25 protein-coding genes (1 of these 25 cut by a window edge) are annotated in these 16,859 nt (G+C 63.7%); 17 read left to right on the forward strand and 8 right to left on the reverse strand.

The window, feature by feature from the left end; translation table 11 throughout:
• The 13 genes from EGH24_RS08480 to EGH24_RS08540 all read left to right on the forward strand — a co-directional run.
• On the forward strand, positions 1-318 hold the 3' portion of the coding sequence (locus EGH24_RS08480) for a 30S ribosomal protein S8 (protein WP_142979719.1). The gene continues 75 nt to the left of window position 1, outside the view; only the last 318 of its 393 coding nucleotides appear in the window; its start codon lies off the left edge, out of view; the stop codon is at positions 316-318.
• A gap of 2 nt (positions 319-320) precedes the next feature.
• Positions 321-860, forward strand: coding sequence for a 50S ribosomal protein L6 (locus tag EGH24_RS08485; protein ID WP_142979720.1), 540 nt, complete (start codon positions 321-323; stop codon positions 858-860).
• 1 nt (position 861) lies between these two features.
• Positions 862-1,581 carry a 50S ribosomal protein L32e gene (locus tag EGH24_RS08490; RefSeq protein ID WP_142979721.1) on the forward strand — a complete coding sequence of 240 codons (720 nt, stop codon included), beginning with the start codon at positions 862-864 and terminating at the stop codon, positions 1,579-1,581.
• Complete coding sequence (locus EGH24_RS08495) at positions 1,574-2,032, forward strand: 50S ribosomal protein L19e (RefSeq protein ID WP_142979722.1); 459 nt, start codon at positions 1,574-1,576, stop codon at positions 2,030-2,032. The genes EGH24_RS08490 and EGH24_RS08495 overlap by 8 nt, the downstream gene beginning before the upstream one ends.
• Positions 2,032-2,586, forward strand: a complete 555-nt coding sequence (locus EGH24_RS08500) for a 50S ribosomal protein L18 (protein WP_142979723.1) — start codon at positions 2,032-2,034, stop codon at positions 2,584-2,586. Before EGH24_RS08495 ends, EGH24_RS08500 begins: the two co-directional genes overlap by 1 nt.
• The gene (locus tag EGH24_RS08505; protein WP_142979724.1) at positions 2,583-3,230 is read left to right on the forward strand and encodes a 30S ribosomal protein S5; all 648 of its coding nucleotides are present in this window, start codon (positions 2,583-2,585) and stop codon (positions 3,228-3,230) included. The genes EGH24_RS08500 and EGH24_RS08505 overlap by 4 nt, the downstream gene beginning before the upstream one ends.
• Positions 3,230-3,694 carry a 50S ribosomal protein L30 gene (rpmD, locus tag EGH24_RS08510; protein ID WP_142979725.1) on the forward strand — a complete coding sequence of 155 codons (465 nt, stop codon included), beginning with the start codon at positions 3,230-3,232 and terminating at the stop codon, positions 3,692-3,694. The genes EGH24_RS08505 and rpmD overlap by 1 nt, the downstream gene beginning before the upstream one ends.
• Positions 3,694-4,191, forward strand: a complete 498-nt coding sequence (locus EGH24_RS08515; protein WP_142979726.1) for an uL15m family ribosomal protein — start codon at positions 3,694-3,696, stop codon at positions 4,189-4,191. The genes rpmD and EGH24_RS08515 overlap by 1 nt, the downstream gene beginning before the upstream one ends.
• Before the next feature lie 3 nt (positions 4,192-4,194).
• Positions 4,195-5,673, forward strand: a complete 1,479-nt coding sequence (gene secY, locus EGH24_RS08520; protein ID WP_142979727.1) for a preprotein translocase subunit SecY — start codon at positions 4,195-4,197, stop codon at positions 5,671-5,673.
• 202 nt (positions 5,674-5,875) lie between these two features.
• The gene (locus EGH24_RS08525) at positions 5,876-6,166 is read left to right on the forward strand and encodes an AbrB/MazE/SpoVT family DNA-binding domain-containing protein (RefSeq protein WP_142979728.1); all 291 of its coding nucleotides are present in this window, start codon (positions 5,876-5,878) and stop codon (positions 6,164-6,166) included.
• The gene (locus tag EGH24_RS08530) at positions 6,163-6,591 is read left to right on the forward strand and encodes a PIN domain-containing protein (protein ID WP_142979729.1); all 429 of its coding nucleotides are present in this window, start codon (positions 6,163-6,165) and stop codon (positions 6,589-6,591) included. Before EGH24_RS08525 ends, EGH24_RS08530 begins: the two co-directional genes overlap by 4 nt.
• 92 nt (positions 6,592-6,683) lie before the next feature.
• Positions 6,684-7,592, forward strand: coding sequence for a pyridoxal 5'-phosphate synthase lyase subunit PdxS (gene pdxS / locus EGH24_RS08535; protein WP_142979730.1), 909 nt, complete (start codon positions 6,684-6,686; stop codon positions 7,590-7,592).
• Positions 7,593-7,733: 141 nt separating this feature from the next.
• Entirely contained in the window at positions 7,734-8,324 is a 591-nt protein-coding gene (locus EGH24_RS08540; protein WP_142979731.1) for a hypothetical protein, read from the forward strand.
• 18 nt (positions 8,325-8,342) lie between these two features.
• On the opposite strand, the gene EGH24_RS08545 is transcribed toward EGH24_RS08540, so the two are convergent.
• From EGH24_RS08545 to EGH24_RS08560, 4 genes are all read right to left on the reverse strand, one after another.
• The gene (locus EGH24_RS08545) at positions 8,343-9,218 is read right to left on the reverse strand and encodes a homoserine kinase (RefSeq protein WP_142979732.1); all 876 of its coding nucleotides are present in this window, start codon (positions 9,216-9,218) and stop codon (positions 8,343-8,345) included.
• 86 nt (positions 9,219-9,304) lie between these two features.
• Positions 9,305-9,556, reverse strand: a complete 252-nt coding sequence (locus EGH24_RS08550) for a hypothetical protein (RefSeq protein WP_142979733.1) — start codon at positions 9,554-9,556, stop codon at positions 9,305-9,307.
• A gap of 79 nt (positions 9,557-9,635) precedes the next feature.
• A complete protein-coding gene (locus EGH24_RS08555) occupies positions 9,636-9,857 on the reverse strand; it encodes a hypothetical protein (protein ID WP_142979734.1) in 222 nt (73 codons plus the stop codon).
• Between the two features lie 45 nt (positions 9,858-9,902).
• Complete coding sequence (locus EGH24_RS08560) at positions 9,903-10,295, reverse strand: DUF5778 family protein (RefSeq protein WP_142979735.1); 393 nt, start codon at positions 10,293-10,295, stop codon at positions 9,903-9,905.
• A gap of 113 nt (positions 10,296-10,408) precedes the next feature.
• On the opposite strand from EGH24_RS08560, the gene EGH24_RS08565 reads away from it, so the two are divergent.
• A complete protein-coding gene (locus EGH24_RS08565) occupies positions 10,409-11,098 on the forward strand; it encodes a hypothetical protein (RefSeq protein ID WP_142979736.1) in 690 nt (229 codons plus the stop codon).
• 97 nt (positions 11,099-11,195) lie between these two features.
• Here the strand turns inward: EGH24_RS08565 and carA are convergent, their stop codons facing one another.
• Complete coding sequence (gene carA / locus EGH24_RS08570; protein ID WP_142979737.1) at positions 11,196-12,257, reverse strand: glutamine-hydrolyzing carbamoyl-phosphate synthase small subunit; 1,062 nt, start codon at positions 12,255-12,257, stop codon at positions 11,196-11,198.
• A 96-nt stretch (positions 12,258-12,353) separates the two neighbouring features.
• On the opposite strand from carA, the gene EGH24_RS08575 reads away from it, so the two are divergent.
• Entirely contained in the window at positions 12,354-12,767 is a 414-nt protein-coding gene (locus tag EGH24_RS08575; protein WP_142979738.1) for an Lrp/AsnC family transcriptional regulator, read from the forward strand.
• 219 nt (positions 12,768-12,986) lie between these two features.
• Positions 12,987-13,550 carry an NUDIX hydrolase gene (locus tag EGH24_RS08580; protein WP_142979739.1) on the forward strand — a complete coding sequence of 188 codons (564 nt, stop codon included), beginning with the start codon at positions 12,987-12,989 and terminating at the stop codon, positions 13,548-13,550.
• Between the two features lie 33 nt (positions 13,551-13,583).
• Here EGH24_RS08580 and EGH24_RS08585 read toward each other — a convergent pair whose 3' ends face one another.
• Positions 13,584-13,793, reverse strand: a complete 210-nt coding sequence (locus EGH24_RS08585; RefSeq protein WP_142979740.1) for a hypothetical protein — start codon at positions 13,791-13,793, stop codon at positions 13,584-13,586.
• Between the two features lie 105 nt (positions 13,794-13,898).
• On the opposite strand from EGH24_RS08585, the gene EGH24_RS08590 reads away from it, so the two are divergent.
• Complete coding sequence (locus EGH24_RS08590) at positions 13,899-14,333, forward strand: GNAT family N-acetyltransferase (protein ID WP_142979741.1); 435 nt, start codon at positions 13,899-13,901, stop codon at positions 14,331-14,333.
• Between the two features lie 30 nt (positions 14,334-14,363).
• Here EGH24_RS08590 and thpR read toward each other — a convergent pair whose 3' ends face one another.
• Positions 14,364-14,918, reverse strand: a complete 555-nt coding sequence (gene thpR / locus EGH24_RS08595; protein WP_142979921.1) for an RNA 2',3'-cyclic phosphodiesterase — start codon at positions 14,916-14,918, stop codon at positions 14,364-14,366.
• 5 nt (positions 14,919-14,923) lie between these two features.
• Positions 14,924-16,795, reverse strand: coding sequence for a GAF domain-containing sensor histidine kinase (locus EGH24_RS08600; protein WP_142979742.1), 1,872 nt, complete (start codon positions 16,793-16,795; stop codon positions 14,924-14,926).
• Positions 16,796-16,859: the final 64 nt, after the last annotated feature.

Here is a 16,859-nt window from a genome sequence, read left to right on the forward strand (position 1 = left end):
ACGGTANNGCCCGCCTCGAACNNNATCGGCTCGATCCTCGAAGTCTTCTACGACCGAGGGTACATCGACGGCTTCGAGTTCGTCGAAAACGGCAAAGCCGGCGAGTTCGAGGTCGAACTGAAAGGNGCNATCAACGNNTGNGGCANNGTNAAGCCNCGNTACTCGGNNNNGGCNGACGNNTACGAGAAGTGGGAGAAGCGGTTCCTCCCCGCCCGCGACTACGGGGCGCTCGTCGTCACCACCAGCCACGGCGTGATGAGCCACTACGAGGCCCGNGAACAGGGCATCGGNGGNCANGTGATCGCATACGTCTACTAACAATGACCAGTACAACAATCGAACTTCCGGACGACGTCTCCGCGACGGTCGATCATCTCGACCTCACCGTCGAGGGCCCCGACGGCAGCGTTTCACGCCGCCTCTGGTACCCTGATATCGACGTGAGTGCCGAGGACGACGCAGTCGTCATTGCGACCGACGTTGAGGACGCCAAGACCACCGCGACGGTCGGCACTTTCGAGAGCCACGTTCGCAACATGGTCCACGGCGTCACTGACGGCTGGGAGTACAAGATGGAAGTCCACTACGCGCACTTCCCGATGCAGGTCGAGGTCGATGGCGACGAGGTCGTCATCGAGAACTTCCTCGGGGAACGCGCCGAGCGACGGACGCCGATCCGCGGCGACACCGAGGTACAGATCGACGGCGAGGAGATCACCCTGACCGGCTCCGACAAGGAGGCCGTCGGGCAGACCGCCGCCGACATCGAACAGCTGACGAAGGTCACTGACAAGGACAACCGCGTCTTCCAGGACGGGGTTTACATCGTCGAGAAGCCGGCGAAGGCAGGAGGTGCCTGAGATGGCTGACGACGCCCCCGAGGAACTCGAAGACATCAGCGGTGTCGGCCCCTCGAAGGCCGACGCGCTGCGGGAGGCCGGCTACGAGTCCATCGAGGACATCCAAGCCGCCAGTCAGGGCGAACTCAGCGAGGTCAACGGCGTTGGCAACGCGCTCGCCGCGCGGATCAAAGCCGGCGTCGGCGATCTCGAAGTCAGCGAGGAGACCGAGGCCGAAGTCGAAGACGACACCGAGGAGGAGGCCGACGAGGCCGAACCCGACGAGGATGTCGAAACCGAACTGCAGGCTCGCGGCCACGCTGACAAGACGCCCGACCTCGACGAGGAGACCGAATCGGCCCTACAGCAGAAACGACGCGAGGGCAAACCCGCCTTCAAGCGACAGGACTACCACATGAAAAAGCGCACGCCGGAGTCGTGGCGCGCGCCCCGTGGTGGGCTGTCGAAACAGCGACGCGGCTACAAGAGCCGCGGCCCGAAGGTCGCCCCCGGATTCAAGTCGCCGAAAGCCGCCCGCGGGCTCCACCCCAGCGGCTTCGAGGAAGTCCGTGTGCACAACACCGACGACCTCGACGACGTCGACGGCGATACCCAAGCAGTGCGGATCGCCAGCAAAGTCGGCGATCGGAAGCGCGAACGGATCGAAGAAGTCTGCGAAGACGAGGAGATCCGCGTGCTCAATCCGACCTACATCGAAGTGGAGGTAGACTCAGATGACTGATCTCGGTTCCCAGAAACGGCTGGCCGCTGACATCCTCGATGTCGGTGAAGGCCGCGTCTGGCTCGACCCCGGCGAACAGGAGGAGATCGCGGAAGCGATCACCCGCGAGGATATCCGTGATCTCGTCGATCAGGGAATCATCCAAGCGAAAGACGCCAAGACGAACTCCCGTGGCCGTGCCCGCGAGCGTGCGGAGAAACGCTCCTACGGCCACCAGAAGGGCCAAGGCTCCCGCAAAGGGAAATCCGGGGCCCGTGAGGCGCGCAAAGACGACTGGGTCGAACGGATTCGCGCCCAGCGATCCCGTCTCAAGGAGCTTCGTGACGACGGAACGATCGACCGAACGCAGTACCGCGAGCTGTACAACAAAGCCAGCGGTGGCGAGTTCGACAGCGTCGACCGGCTGGAAGCGTACATTCGAACCAACTACGACATCGAGGTGACCGCATAATGGCAACTGGACCACGACACAGTGTGCCGATGCGCCGCCGCCGCGAGGTCCGAACTGANTACCACCAGAGGTTGCGCCTGNTGAAATCCGGCAAGCCCCGTCTGGTTGCCCGGACGAGCAACAAACACGTCAGGGCGCAGCTGATCACCCTCGGACCCGACGGCGATATCACCCACGTTGCCGCAACGAGCGAGGAGCTCGACGACTACGGCTGGGAGGCCCCCACGGGCAACGTTCCCAGTGCGTATCTGACAGGCTTCCTCCTCGGCAGCCGCGCTGTTGCGGAGGGCCACAGCGAGGCCGTCCTCGACATCGGGCTGAACACGGCAACGCCCGGGAACAAGGTGTTTTCGGTGCAGGAAGGAGCTATCGACGCTGGCCTTGAGATCCCCCACAACGAGAGCGTGCTGGCCGACTGGTCGCGTAACCGCGGCGAACACATCGCCGAGTACGCCGAGCAGCTCGACGAGCCGCTCTACAGCGGGGAGTTCGACGCCACTGAACTACCGGAGCACTTCGACGACGTGCTCGAAACACTGCAGGAGGACGTATGAGCGAAAGTAACAACGACGGCTGGGAACCGCGCACGCGGCTCGGCCGCAAAGTACAGGACGGCGAAATCACGACGATGGACCAAGCACTCAACTCGGGACTCCCGCTGAAGGAGCCCGAACTCGTCGACCAGCTCCTGCCGGNNNTGGANGACGANGTGCTNGANATCAACATGGTCCAGCGGATGACCGACTCNGGNCGCCGNGTNAAGTTCCGNTGTGTCNNNGNCNTNGGNAACCNCGACGGCTNNNTCGGCTACGCCNAGGCCCGCGACGAGCAGGTCGGCGGCGCGATCGAGAAAGCCATCGACGTTGCCAAGCTCAACATCATCAAAGTCGACCGCGGCTCGGGCTCCTGGGAGGACAGTGCCGGCGGTGTCAACTCCCTCGTCCGAACCGCCGAAGGCAAGGCCGGCTCGGTAACCGTCACGATCGAACCCGCCCCGCAGGGGCTGGGCCTGGCGGCCGCCGAAACCGTCCGGAAGATCCTCGAACTCGCCGGCGTGCAGGACGCCTGGACGAAATCCCACGGCAACACCCGCACGACGGTCAACCTCGCCAAAGCGACGTTCAACGCACTGGAGAACGCCGCCCAGTCGCGGACGCCGCAGCGAGCGAAAGCCGTCCGGAAGGAGGCGAATCAATAATGCAGGCGATCGTCCAACTCCGCGGCAACGTCAACATGTCCCAGGACGTGCGTGACACCCTGGAGATGCTGAATCTCCACAACAGCAACCACGTCACGTTCGTCCCCGACACCGACGCCTACCGCGGCATGATCACGAAGGTCAACGACTACGTTGCCTTCGGCGAACCGAGCGCGGAGACGGTCGCAACGCTCATCGAGCGACGCGGCGAGCCCGCGGANGGCGACGCCGANNTCGACGACGANTGGGTCGCCGANNACACCGACTACGACGATATCGACGCGCTGGCGGNNGCNCTCGTCGNCGAGGAGACGACNCTCNNNGANNANGGCCTCGCNCCGGNNNTCCGACTGCACCCGCCACGCGGCGGACACGACGGCATCAAACACCCCGTCAAAGAGGGCGGCCAGCTGGGTCGCCACGAGACCGAGGATATCGATTCGCTCCTGGAGGCGATGCGATAATGGGATCGAAAAAACGGAGACAGCGCGGCTCCCGCACGCACAGCGGCGGCACCCACAAGAACCGGCGCGGCGCCGGCCACCGTGGCGGCCGCGGTGCCGCGGGCCGTGACAAACACGAGTTCCACAACTACGAACCGCTCGGCAAACACGGCTTCACGCGCGCCGACTCCCTGATCGACGAGGTCGAGGAAGTCAGCGTCCAGAAGCTCGACGAGGACATCGCGCTCTACGAAGCCGACGGCCTCGCGGAAACCGACGGCGACGCCTACGTCATCGACGCCCGCGATGTCGTCGATACCGGCCACGACGTTGACGTGGTGAAAGTGCTCGGCGACGGCCAAGTCCGCAACGAGTTGGTCATCACCGCCGACGCCTTCACCGCGAGCGCGGTCGGCCAGATCGAGGCGGCCGGCGGCGACGCCGTCCTCTCGGAGCGTGCCGAGGAAGCCGACGACGAGGAAGCGGAAGACGTAAACAACGAGTCCAACGAGGAATAATATATGGGTTGGAAGGAGGCCGCAGAACCGGTACTCACCCGAATGCCGACAGTCGCGCGACCGGAAGGTCACGTGCCGTTCAAACGGAAGCTCCTGTGGACCGCGAGCGTCCTCATGGTGTACTTCTTCCTGACGAACATCCAGCTGTTCGGCCTCGGGACGGGTGGCAGTGACATTTTCGGACAGTTCCGCTCGATCATTGCCGGCGGGCAGGGCTCGGTCCTGCAGGTCGGGATCGGCCCGATCGTCACCGCCTCGATCGTCCTCCAACTGCTCGGTGGAGCGAACCTGCTTGGGTTGGATACGGAAAACGACCCACGCGATCAGGTGCTCTATCAGGGCCTCCAGAAGTTCCTCGTCGTCGTTATGACGGCACTCACCGGCGCGCCGATGGTGTTCTCGGGGTCGTTCCTGCCCGCCAGTAGCGCGGTCGGCAACGCCCTCGGGATCGGCACGTTCGGCGTCCAGATGGTGATCTTTACACAGGTGTTCATCGGCGGGATCCTCATCCTGTTCATGGACGAGATCGTCAGCAAGTGGGGCGTCGGCTCCGGTGTCGGCCTCTTCATTATCGCCGGCGTGAGCCAGCGACTCGTCGGCGGGCTGTTCAGTTGGGAAACGCTCGGTACCTCCGGGTTTGTCGCCAGCTGGTACGGCATCCTCTTCGGTGAGGCCACGCTCGGTCCGACGTTCACCGGCGAGTGGGCGTTGAACATCCTGTTCGACCCCGGTAACATCCTGGCGTTGATTACGACCCTGCTCATCTTCGTGGTCGTCGTCTACGCCGAGTCCGTCCGNGTCGAAATCCCNCTNNNNCACNCCCGNGTNCNCGGNGCNCGNGGTCGNTTCCCCGTGAAGCTNATCTACGCGNNCGTCCTGCCGATGATCCTCGTTCGCGCNCTGCAGGCGAACATCCAGTTCGTCGGCCAGATCCTCTACAGCCAGATGGGCGACGGGCTGCCCGCGCTGCTCGGTACCTACAACGCCGACGCCCAGCCGATCAGCGGGCTGTTCTACTATTTGGCTCCGATCCAGTCGCGGGCTGATTGGATGTGGTTCCTCGGGCTGACGCCCGGCGGGATCGATCCGTGGCAGATCGCCATCCGCGTCGGCGTCGACCTGACGTTCATGATCGTCGGCGGCGCGATCTTCGCGGTCTTCTGGGTCGAAACCACCGGGATGGGCCCGGAGGCGACGGCCAAACAGATCCAAAACTCCGGGATGCAGATNCCNGGCTTCCGCCGGANCCCGNNNGTCNTCGAGAAGGTNNTNGANCGNTACATCCCGCANGTGACNGTCATCGGCGGCGCGCTCGTCGGNNNGCTCGCCGTGATGGCGAACCTGCTCGGCACCATCGGCCAGGTCTCCGGAACGGGGCTGCTGCTGACGGTCTCCATCACGTACAANCTGTACGAGGAGATCGCCGANGAGCAGNTNATGGAGATGCANCCGATGATGCGCCAGATGTTCGGCAACGAGTAGCCGACAGCCACCCAACACCGGTTTTCTGCGGTTCGGTCGTAAGACGGCCGAACTCCGTTCTTACAGAGATCGGTCCGTACTACGAGTCGATCTTGTTACGAGTCGATCCGCCAGCGTCGTCAGCGGGAGGTCGCTCCGTCCCGACGACAGTCGTTCGTAACGATAGTTTTAGTATAATGGACTGTCGTGGGTATGAGAACACATGTTGAGTACTACTGCTATGCCCGAAGTAGTACGGGTATCCCAGAAAGGCCAAGCGACGATCCCGAAGGCACTCCGCGAGAAGTTCGACATCGAGACGCCGGGGGAAGTGTTCATCTACGAGGCTGACGACCGCATCATCATCGAGCCGGTGCCGTCGGCCGACGACCTCCACGGAATGCACGCCGATGGCCGCGAGGAGGGCGAGGTACTGGAGAAGATGCACCAACTCAAAGACGACGAGGCCGCCGACGCCGGCTTCGAGCAGATCAACCCGGCTAAAGAGTCATGACCGAGTTCGTCTTCGATACCGAGGCGATCCTCGCGTATCTCTACAAAGAACCCGGCCACCAGGCCGTCGCCGACCGACTCACCGAGGTGTTCACCGACGACACCGCCGGCTGGCTGACCGAAACCAACGCCAGCGAGGTCTTCTATTTCGTGGCGCGGTTCGAAGGCGACAGCGACACGCCGACGCCCGACTCGCTGCGCGCGGCCGACCGCGATATCCGGACGCTATCCCGAAAGGGGATCCAGATCGAACAGGCAGACTGGCGACACGTCGCCGAAGTCAAAGCCGACAGCGAGCTGTCGTTGGCCGACGCCTACGCCGTCGCGCTGGCCCACGATCAGGAAGCGACGCTGGTCGCCGGTGAGGCCGCCGATGTCTCCGAACTCCCGGTCGATATCACCGTCGAACGGTTCTGCGAACGCTGAGCCGGATTTTTCAATCGTCGTGAGGCCTTGGCTGCAGCCGGGGAATTCCTGAAAAAAGCACGGGTTAAGTGCGTTCGTACCCAATAACGGGTATGTCTGACCCAACCGATCTCGGGGAGTTGCGACGGGGGACCTCACTGGTCAAACGCGGCTTCGCACAGATGCAGAANGGCGGCGTCATCATGGACGTCGTNACNCGNGAACAGGCCCGNNTCGCCGAGGACGCCGGCGCGGTCGCGGTGATGCATCTCGAATCCGTCCCCGCGGACATCCGCAAACGCGGCGGCGTCGCCCGCATGGCCGACCCCGGCGCGCTCGAAGAGGTCGCTGAGGAGGTCTCGATCCCGGTGATGGGGAAATGCCGGATCGGTCACACTGCCGAAGCCCAAATTCTCGAAGCCGCAGGCGCGGACATGATCGACGAAAGCGAGGTGCTCACGCAGGCTGACGATCGGTACCACATCGACAAAAACGAGTTCACCGCACCGTTCGTCTGCGGCGCGCGCAACCTCCCGGAAGCCCTCCGTCGGATCGACGAGGGTGCGGCGATGATCCGCACNAAGGGNGAGGCCGGNACNGGCGACGTGAACCANGCNGTCACCCACCAGCGCAACATCCAGCGNTCCATCNGNAAACTNANNGGGATGNCCTACGAGGAGCGCGACGAGTGGGCCCGCGANNACGNNGCNCCNCGNGANNTNNNCCACGAGACNGCCGANATGGGNCGGCTCCCNGTNGTCAACTTCGCNGCCGGNGGNATCGCNACNCCCGCNGACGCCGCNNTGATGATGCAGCTCGGCTGTGACGGCATCTTCGTCGGNTCCGGCATCTTCGGCGCNGAGAACCCGCNGGCGATGGGCGANNCNNTCGTCNNNGCNGTNANCAACTACGACGACCCCGAGACGCTCAAAGAGATCGCCAAAGACCCCGGCAAGGGCATGCGCGGGCAGGCGAACGTCGATCTCGACGACGACGAGAAACTGCAGGGTCGCGGCGTCTGATCGGAGCGTTCGTTTCGATGCTGGACGAGCACTACGCAGTCCGGTGATACTGTGACCAGTTGGCGTCCAAGCGGTACCGCTTCGATACAGCCGTTCGGCTTTTATGTGAAAAAACTGAATAGTTCCACTGGAGCACGCACGGTGAGTTACCAACTGCTCGATCGGTTCGTCGACATCTACGAACAGATTCCTTGGAATCGACTGCCACTGGCCGATCGGCGTGACGTGGCAGGGGGATACGCAATGGCAACGGCGACAGTACTCGCTGCCGTGATACTGGTCATTGGTGGACAGATCCCCCGTCTTGCTGCGGCGACCACTGTCGGCCCGTTTTGGTTCGGGTATGTTGGAATCCCCACAGGCGGGTATGCCGTGACCGTGAGTGCGACCGCGATCCTCGTCATCACCCCCTTGGCGTTCGGCTCCGGCGTCGTTGTGTGGCGCGTATTCCCCTCGAATCGCTCTCGGTTCGGAGCCATCGCTGGAGTACTTGCGACAGGGCTGGCGTACCTGTTCGGGGTGCTTGGCAGCGGTGTTGTGTTGATTGTGACAGGGCTACTCGAGGATCCATCTTCGCTACCGACAGTATCTGAGTTACTGTTCGGGATCGTCTATTTGGGCGTCTTCGTTTTCGGAATAACCTTCATTGCCCTGTTTTGTATATCGATTCCAGTTGGCGCGCTCGTTGGGCATATTCACGAACAAGCACAAACAGCACCGAAATCACCTTGAGACAGTCATCTCGACTCGCTACAGAATCGTCGCGCCGTCGCTGATCTGCGTCTGGTAGGCGCGGGCTTCGACATCGTGGGCCGCGAACGCATCTAACATCGCCGTCGCCACATCACGTCGATCCGGCCCGCGACAGACCGCCAGCATCGACGGGCCGGCACCGCTGACGGTGACGCCGGTCGCGCCGGCGTCGAGGGCGGCCTCTCGAACCGCGTCGTAGCCGGTGATGAGCTCGGCGCGGGCCGGCGTGACCAGCGGGTCGGCCATCCCGCGGCCGACGAGGTCGGGATCGGCCTGACACATCCCGACCGACAGCGTCGCCGCGTTGCCGACGGTCTCGACGAGGTCCTCCATGCTCGCCGTTTCGGGGACGACACGGCGGGCGTCCCGCGTCGAGACGGCGATTTCGGGCAGGCAGGCGACCAGCGGGATTTCGGTATCGACGCTTTCGACGCCGTCAGCAGTGGCGATCGTAAACCCGCCGAGAATGGAGGGGGCGACGTTGTCGGCGTGGGCCGTTCCCGAGACGACCGCTTCGCCTTCGGCGGCGATGGGGACGAGATCAGTTCGGGAGAGCCCGCGGTCGTAGAGTTCGTTGAGCGCGACGGCCGCGCCAGCGGCGGAGGCGGCCGAGGAGCCAAGCCCCGAGGCCGGTCGGACGCCTTTGTCGATCTCGATGCGGGCCGGCGCGTCGAGGGCGTCGACGACCGCGCCAACGGTGTTCTTCTCGGGATCGGTCGGGATGTACTGGCTGCCGACACCCGTGATCTCGATGGTCGTCCGCTCGGCGCGTTCGACCCGGATGATGTCGGCCGGCCGGTCGAGCGCGACGCCGAAGACGTCGAACCCGCTGCCGAGGTTCGCGCTGGTCGCCGGCGCCCGAACCGTAATCATGCGTCGGGGTTATGCGAGTTGCCTCAAAAAGGTAGCGAAGCCCGAACGGGAGCGGCTGCCGTGGTATCGACTCGATCCGTGTGGAACTATTCGCGGGCGGTAACGTAGACGATCGGGCCGATGACGACGAGCGTGAGCCCGAGGAAGAGATACGCCGACGGCATCAGCGACACCGGCGTCAGGAGGAAGATCACGCCGAAGAGGATGGTGTTCAGCCCGATCAGCTGCTGGGATTTCAGCGGCAGGGCGCCGACCGTGGTGAGGACGAACCCGAGCAGCAGGATCTGCCCGATGTTGTAGTTGATCAGGATCGAGTCGATGAGCTGTAACGGCAGCATGCGTACTAGTGGGTGACGCTGAAACGCGCATTAAAGTTCCGTTCTCCTGCCGGCGTCGGGGTCGACACCGCCAGTCGACTCAGTCCGGCCCAGTAATGTCCAGCGGCCGGATCCAGCCGTACCAGACGGTAAAGACCATGCCGGCGTACCCCAGCACGTAGATCAGATCGCCGAGCGTCGTGAGGCCGACTTGGCCGAGGCCCCAGCGGGCGACGCCCGAACCCACGATACCGACGAAGAGGACGACGACCAACAGCAGCGTATCCGAGCCGAGGGCCGCCCGGAGACTCATCTCGCTCATACCCGTCGTTGGATCGCCACGGGTGTCAATGGCTCGGTTCCGGAATCAGGGGACCGGCGTCACCGACAGCCCGTGGGCTTCGAGCGACTCGATGATTCCCTCGTGGTCCGCCGTCGCCTCGTAGTAGAAGACGAGGTGGAACGTCCCGTCCCGCAGCAGTTGCTGGCACTCCCAGACGAACTCGTCGTCATCGAGCGTCCGGCCGTGGAACTGATTCGAGGCGAAATCAGGGTCGTCGTTGCCGGCGTAGATGTAGGTCTCGCCCTTGTCGGTATGATCGGCGATGATCTCGTTGCAATCGACGGTCAACTCGTGCATTTCGAGATCCTCGTCGCTGCCGAACTCGGTGTGGATGATCAGCCCGACGAGTTCGATCTCACCGGGTTCGAGCAGTGCCTTCGTCCGCTCGTAGAGGTCGTCTTTGAGAACCTCGCTCATGTTACCCCTACTCAACGAGCAACAACTAAACGAATACCGGTTCGGCGACGACAAAACGAATACCGTTCGGAAACGACACACAAACTTATGCGCTTGCCGTGCCAACGATACACATGGGCACCCCGATCCGCCGGGTTCTCATTGGCGACGACACAGCCCTGACAGTGCGGATTCTCCGCATCGCCGCCCTGTTAAGCCTCGCGGCTGTCGGGCCCGTCGTCGGACCGGAACTCTGGGCGTGGGCCGATCTCGCTGGCGGCGAGACGGTCCGGTTCGTCGCCGCCGGCGGCTTCCTGTTGGCGGTGTTGGCCGCGAGCTACGCCCTCGCCGATGCGGGCGATCTCCAGCCGACGCTGCCGATCGCGGCGGTCGGCGTGGTGCTGGCCGGCTCGTGGGTGACCGGCCGCGTCACCGAGGCCGAACTCGTCTTTCTGCTGGGGCCGGCACTCATGCTCGGCGTCGTCGCCGCGCTGGCAGCCTACGCGAACAACGGCGCGATCCCCGCGCTGTCGCTGGTGTTCGTCCCGGTGTTCGCGTACGTCATCAACGCACCGGGCGGCCTGCCGGCTGGCCTCCCGTTCGGGACGCGCCTCCGGCTCTCGCTGCTGTTCGGCCTGCTGTTTACGTTTTCAATCGGGAGTGCCGGCTTCCTCGTCGGTTCGTGGGTCCGCTGGCTGCTCGCGTACGCGGAACTACAGGAGGAGGGCCTGCTCGACCCGATCGATGACCTCGGTGGACTGGTCGAGTCAGTCGATAGCATCGAGGACCTAGAAGATATTGACGACCTCGACGACATCAAGTGAGCGCGTCGGAAGCGACGCTGCCGATCCCAGTCGCTCGAACGTCGGCGCGAAATGCGAAACATAAAACGAAAAACAGACAGTCGCGTCGATCGGGGCGTTAGTCGGCGGTGACGGGCGACTGCTTGTCGACCATCGCCAACACGTCGTCGAAGAAGCCAAGCGAGTCATGCGGGCCGGGGTTGGCTTCGGGGTGGTACTGGCGGGTGATGATACCGAGCTCCTCGTCGGCCAGCCCCTCGGCGGTGTCGTCGTTGACGTTGCGCTGGGTGACGTCGAGGTCGCCCGGATCGGAGACGGTGTAGCCGTGGTTTTGGGTCGTCATGACAACCTGATTCGAGTCGAGATCGATCACGGGTTGGTTGACGCCGCGGTGGCCGAAGGCCATCTTCTCGGTGTCGCCGCCGAAGGCACGGGCGACGATCTGCTGGCCGAGACAGATGCCGGCGATCGGGAGTTCGCCGGCGAACTCCTCGACGAGCGACTGCGTATTTTGGAAGTTCGCGGGGTCGCCCGGCCCGTTCGAGATGAACAGCACGTCGGGATCGAGGTCGCGGATGTCCTCGGCCGACGTTTGACACGACAGGACGTGCACGTCCGCGCCGCGGTCGGTCAGCGAGCTAATGATCGAGCCTTTCGCGCCGCAGTCGATGAGGGCCACGTCGGCCTCGCCGCCGCCGCGGCGGACGGTCGTTTCGGGCGTGGTGACCTGCTGGCCGATCTCGGTGTGTTCGCTCATTTCCTTGCACTGTTCGAGTTCGGCCTTCGCGTCCTCGGGTGTCACGTCCTCGCCGGCAGCGATGCCGCATTTCATCGCGCCCTCCTCGCGGATGGAGGTGACGAGGTCGCGGGTTTCGATGTGGTCGATCGCGGGGACGCCTTCGGATTCGAGCCACGTCGCCACGTCGTCGGTGAACTCACGGGCGACGGCGGCACGCGGGTGGACCCGGCTGGACTCGAAGCGGTCCGCGCGGACCCCGTAGTTGCCGATCAGCGTGTAGGAGAAGGTCAGGACCTGCTCCTCGTAGGAGGGATCGGTGAGGCTTTCTTCGTAGCCTGTATAGGCGGTCGTGAACACGAGTTCGCCGCGGGTGCGGCCCGGCGCGCGACAACGCGCTTCGAGGACGCGACCGTCGGCCAACGCGATGTAGGCGTCTGACATTACGAGTTACGTATCGTTGTTTGCTAATAAGTGCGTCGTTCGAAGCCGAGTTACGAAATTCGTAATCCGTAAGAGGGTGGGCCCGTTCGGTTAGGTATGGACGACATCGACCGGCAGATCCTCTCGATCCTCCGCCGGGACGCCCGGACGCCCTACACCGAGATCGCCGACGAGATCGGCACCTCGGAGGGGACCGTCCGCAACCGGGTCGATCGGCTGACGGGCGAGGGCGTCATCGAACGCTTTACCGTGACGACGCGGACGGGCAACGTCAAAGCAATGATCGAGGTCTCGGTGGATATGAACGTCACCACCAGCGACGTCTCCGAACAGATGGCCGACTGGGAGGAAGTCGACTTCGTCTGGCAGGTCTCCGGCGAGGAAGACATCGTTCTCGTCGTCGACTGTGTCGACACGCAAGCCGTTAACGACCTCATCAGCCAAGCCCGCGAACTGGAGGAGGTCAAAGGGACGAAAACCCGGCTCATTCTGGACGAACGGCTCGGGTAGGGCCGTGGATCGAACGAACGCGAAAGCGTTTTGTCATGTTTCGCACTCGTGATCGTATGGCCGACGAGGAGGAGGAAGACACCGACGACGAGTCTCGTCCGTGGTATGTGTGGGTGCTCGATGGCATCGCCGAACTGGTGAGTCTGTACTGACCACGTGGCGACTCCCGAGCGACGCGGTATCGAACCCTTATTGACCCCACTGTGTGCATACCAACCTATGAGTGCTGACGACGCGGACGCGGACCGCCACGCGAACGCCGGACAGGACGTCATCGCCGTCGACGCCGACGACACCGAACAGGAGTTAGTCAACCGNCTCNACGCCCACACCGGCGACGGNNTCCGCCACCGGGCGTTNACCTGTCTCGTCTTNGANGGNGACGGGCGNATTCTGCTGGCCCAGCGTAGCCCCGAGAAACGCCTCTGGGATACCCACTGGGACGGGACGGTTGCCTCCCACCCAGTTGAGGGACAGAGCCAAGAAGACGCCACGATCCAGCGACTCGAAGAGGAACTCGGCGTCACCCCCGATCAGTACGACGACGTCGAACTCACCGACCGCTTCGAGTACAAACGCTACTACGAGAACGCCGGCGTCGAGTGGGAGGTCTGTGCCGTCCTGCAGGTCACTCTCGAAGACACGACGCTCGACCCCGACGAAGAGGAGATCGCCGGCCTGCTGTGGGCCGACTACGAACACCTCCATGAGAACCCACAGTGGTACCGCCAACTCCGGCTCTGTCCGTGGTTCGAGATCGCTATGCGCCGGGATTTCGAGTAGGCGTCGCTGCGGCGGCAGATGGTACTGCCGGTGCTAGGACCGCGTGATCTGTGTCCCGGCTCGTTTCCCTTTCACTTCGACGGCGAAGACACGCTCCCGCGGAATGTAGGCGTGGATTTCCCGGCCGTTACGTTCGTCAGTTTTGACCTTCCAGTGGTGTCTCGATCCATCGTAGGAGATCTCACTGGGTGGCACCTCGATTTCGGCGAGACCGTCGGGCGTTTCGTACGTGATGACAGCCATATCGGCGAAGGCCGCCGAACGGTCTTAGTTGTGGCTGCCGGCGTGAGCGGTCGCAGTCGGAGCGGAGCCTGAACCTATTACTATCGATGCACCATTGGGCGGGCTATGAGCGAGATCGAGATCCGGGAGCTGGAGACCCAATTCGAGTGGGCCGACGCGTTCTTCGTGATCGAACAACTCCGCCCGCGGGTGAACGCCGAGGAATACTTCGAGTACCTCGAACAAATGACAACCACGGGCTACCGACTGTTCGGGCTGTTCGTCGACGACGAACTCGCGGCCGTCGCCGGCGTGAACATCGGCGTGAACATGTACTACGGGCGGCATCTGTGGATCGACGAACTCGTCACCGACAGCAAACACCGCTCGGAAGGGTACGGTGCCCAACTCATGGCGTATCTCGAAGACTGGGCGTCCGAACGCGGCTGCAACAAGGTGGCGTTGTCATCCGGACTCCAGCGCGAGGAGGCCCACCGATTCTACGAGGAGAAAGTCGGGATGGAAAAGGCGAGCTACGTGTTTACGAAAGAACTGGGCTGAGATGGCCGAATTGACGCCGCTGGCCCCCGCTTACAACTCGATCTCCGAAACCGTCTCGTACGCTGGTCCATCGTCGGTGAGCGTACTTTCGGTCAGTCGGATCGCGTCGACGTGAAACGTGCCGACCGTCGGATCGGTGCCAGCGACGAGATCCTGCACCGTCGATTTGCCCCGTGTGTCATCCATCCGCGCCAGCGTGACATGCGGCGTGAACTCGTGGTCTTCGGACTCGAAACCGATGTCGGTCAGTTCGGCTTCGACGGCGTCGGCGACGGCGGTGAGTGCGGCGTCACCGTCGCGGACGCCGACCCAGACGACGCTGATGTACTCCAAGGAGGGAAAGACGCCCAATCCGCCGACCGTGCAGTCGAAGGGATCGATTCCAGCGTCAGCAACGGCGGTTTCGAGGGCGGCCTCGATCTCGGCGACGCGGTCGGGATCGGTGTCACCGAGAAATTTGAGCGTGAAATGTGCTTGCGTCGGGTGGGTCAGGCGGAGCCCCGCACAATCCGCAAGGGGAGCCTGCACGTCAGCAACCGCATCCGCGAGCGACGGCGGAAGGTCGACGCTGACGAAGAGCCGCACCCACCTCACACCCCCGTACACTCGAAGCGCGCGCCGCCGTCGGTGCCCTCGGTCACCGTCAACTCCCAGCCGTGGGCGTCGGCGACCTCGCTGACGATCGCCAATCCGAATCCGGTCCCGTCGGTCACCGTCGAGTAACCGCTCTCGAAGACNTCGTCGCGNTCNNCNTCGGGGATGCCGGGGCCGTCGTCCTCGACGTAGAANCCGNCNNNNAGNNNNCCGACNGTGACCGTNACGTCGTCGCCGCCGTGTTCGATCGCGTTNCGGAANAGGTTCTCGAAGAGNTGCTGGAGCCGAGTCGAGTCGGCCTCGACGACGCGGTCGGTTTCGACAGCGATGGTTGCCTCAGGCGTATCGACGGTTTCCCACGCCGTGGTTGCGACCGCGTCGATAGCGGCCGGTTCGCGGTCGTCGATCACGGCCCCGGCCCGTGCGAGCGTCAGGATGTCGTCGATGAGGGCGTACATCCGGTCGATCGCGTTGAAACAGCGGTCGAAGGCATCCGCATCGCCCGTCTCTTCGGCAGCCTCAAGCCAGCCGTCGAGGACTTCGAGTGGGTTTCGGAGGTCGTGAGAAACGATCTCGGCGAACCCCTCCAGTTGCTCGTTTTTCGCTTCCAGCTGTTCGGTCTTGGCCGCGAGCTGTTCGGTTTTCGCCTCCAACTGTTCGGTCACGCGCTGGCGTTGGAGTTCGTAGCTCACCCAGCGGCTCATGAGTTCGACGAGGGTTTGCTCCCAGCCGGAGAACTCCCCGTCCCGTGGCGTGGTGCCGTAGAAGCAGAACGTCCCGTAGACGTCGTCATCGACGAAGACGGGCGCGCCGATGTAGCAGGCGATCCCCCACTCGGTGAAGCCGGCGCGGTCGGTCTGTTCGGGCGCGTCGCGGGCGACATCGCCGAGGACGACCGCCTGCTCACTGCTGGCGACGAGTTCGCAGTTCGTCGCCGAGAGGTCACCGACATCGCCGGACTGTACGCCGTCGTCCTCGCCGGCGACGATCTCGAAGTGATATGCCTGGCCGTCGATCCGCGAGAGCGTGCCGTACTGTGTGTCGAGTTCGGTCCGGCCGAGTTCCAACAGGGCTTCGACCTGATCCTCGAAGGCCCGATCGCGGTCGGCGATGATCTCGTACATCTCCCGAAGAACGCGCTCGCGGCGTTCGGCCGCCTCCCGCTGGCGGTAGCGGTCGGTAATATCGTAGAAGTACACCGAGAGGCCGGTCTCGGAGGGGTAGGCCCGGACGTCGAGCCAGACATCCAGCGGTTCGTAATACTCCTCGAAGGTCACCGGCTCCTGCGAGTCGAGGGCCTCGTGGTACTTCTCGTAGAAGACGGTATCGACAGCCTCGGGGATCTCTTCCCAGAAGTGGAGTCCTTCGATCTCGTCGGGTGTCAGGTCCCGATCCATCGCGTTGGCGAGGATCTCGGTGCCGAACTCGTTGGCGTAGGTGATCCGCCAGTCGGTATCGACCGCGAAGACGCCGTCGGACATCCGGTCGAAGATCGCTTCGCGTTCCCGTTCGGCGCGTTTGCGCTCGGTGATGTCGCGGCCGATCGCCCCGTAGGCGGGATCGCCGTCGTCGTCGGTGAGCCGCCGGAGCGTGAACTCGTAGTGGCGTCGCTCGCCGCCAGCGGTCAGCACGACGGTCTCGACGGTGGTGCGCTCGGCGTCATCGAGGTCGTCGATGGCGGCCTGCATGGTCGCAGCCTCGTCGTCGGCGACGAGATCGGAAGGCGACATCGTCGTCAACGCCGCGGGGTCAGCGGCTGTCCGCTCGACGACCGTTTCGTTCCAGTCACAGAGGGTACCGGTCTCATCGAAAACGAGAAACAGCCCATCGCTCACAGCCAGCAAGGAGTCGACGGTGGGGTCACTCATCGGAGGGACGTTATCGTACTAACACATACCGCGAACTTAGGTGTGGTTATCGATGAAGTAGTAC

The organism is Halonotius terrestris, from assembly GCF_006861665.1.
Lineage (GTDB): Archaea > Halobacteriota > Halobacteria > Halobacteriales > Haloferacaceae > Halonotius > Halonotius terrestris.

Bases quoted from the DNA above. Each gene is read 5' to 3' on its own strand.
- EGH24_RS08485 (WP_142979720.1), top strand. From the start codon at position 321: ATGACCAGTACAACAATCGAACTTCCGGACGACGTCTCCGCGACGGTC.
- EGH24_RS08490 (WP_142979721.1), top strand. From the start codon at position 862: ATGGCTGACGACGCCCCCGAGGAACTCGAAGACATCAGCGGTGTCGGC.
- EGH24_RS08495 (WP_142979722.1), top strand. From the start codon at position 1,574: ATGACTGATCTCGGTTCCCAGAAACGGCTGGCCGCTGACATCCTCGAT.
- EGH24_RS08515 (WP_142979726.1), top strand. From the start codon at position 3,694: ATGGGATCGAAAAAACGGAGACAGCGCGGCTCCCGCACGCACAGCGGC.
- EGH24_RS08525 (WP_142979728.1), top strand. From the start codon at position 5,876: ATGTTGAGTACTACTGCTATGCCCGAAGTAGTACGGGTATCCCAGAAA.
- EGH24_RS08530 (WP_142979729.1), top strand. From the start codon at position 6,163: ATGACCGAGTTCGTCTTCGATACCGAGGCGATCCTCGCGTATCTCTAC.
- EGH24_RS08545 (WP_142979732.1), bottom strand. From the start codon at position 9,218: ATGATTACGGTTCGGGCGCCGGCGACCAGCGCGAACCTCGGCAGCGGG.
- EGH24_RS08550 (WP_142979733.1), bottom strand. From the start codon at position 9,556: ATGCTGCCGTTACAGCTCATCGACTCGATCCTGATCAACTACAACATC.
- EGH24_RS08555 (WP_142979734.1), bottom strand. From the start codon at position 9,857: ATGAGCGAGATGAGTCTCCGGGCGGCCCTCGGCTCGGATACGCTGCTG.
- EGH24_RS08560 (WP_142979735.1), bottom strand. From the start codon at position 10,295: ATGAGCGAGGTTCTCAAAGACGACCTCTACGAGCGGACGAAGGCACTG.
- EGH24_RS08565 (WP_142979736.1), top strand. From the start codon at position 10,409: ATGGGCACCCCGATCCGCCGGGTTCTCATTGGCGACGACACAGCCCTG.
- carA (WP_142979737.1), bottom strand. From the start codon at position 12,257: ATGTCAGACGCCTACATCGCGTTGGCCGACGGTCGCGTCCTCGAAGCG.
- EGH24_RS08575 (WP_142979738.1), top strand. From the start codon at position 12,354: ATGGACGACATCGACCGGCAGATCCTCTCGATCCTCCGCCGGGACGCC.
- EGH24_RS08585 (WP_142979740.1), bottom strand. From the start codon at position 13,793: ATGGCTGTCATCACGTACGAAACGCCCGACGGTCTCGCCGAAATCGAG.
- EGH24_RS08590 (WP_142979741.1), top strand. From the start codon at position 13,899: ATGAGCGAGATCGAGATCCGGGAGCTGGAGACCCAATTCGAGTGGGCC.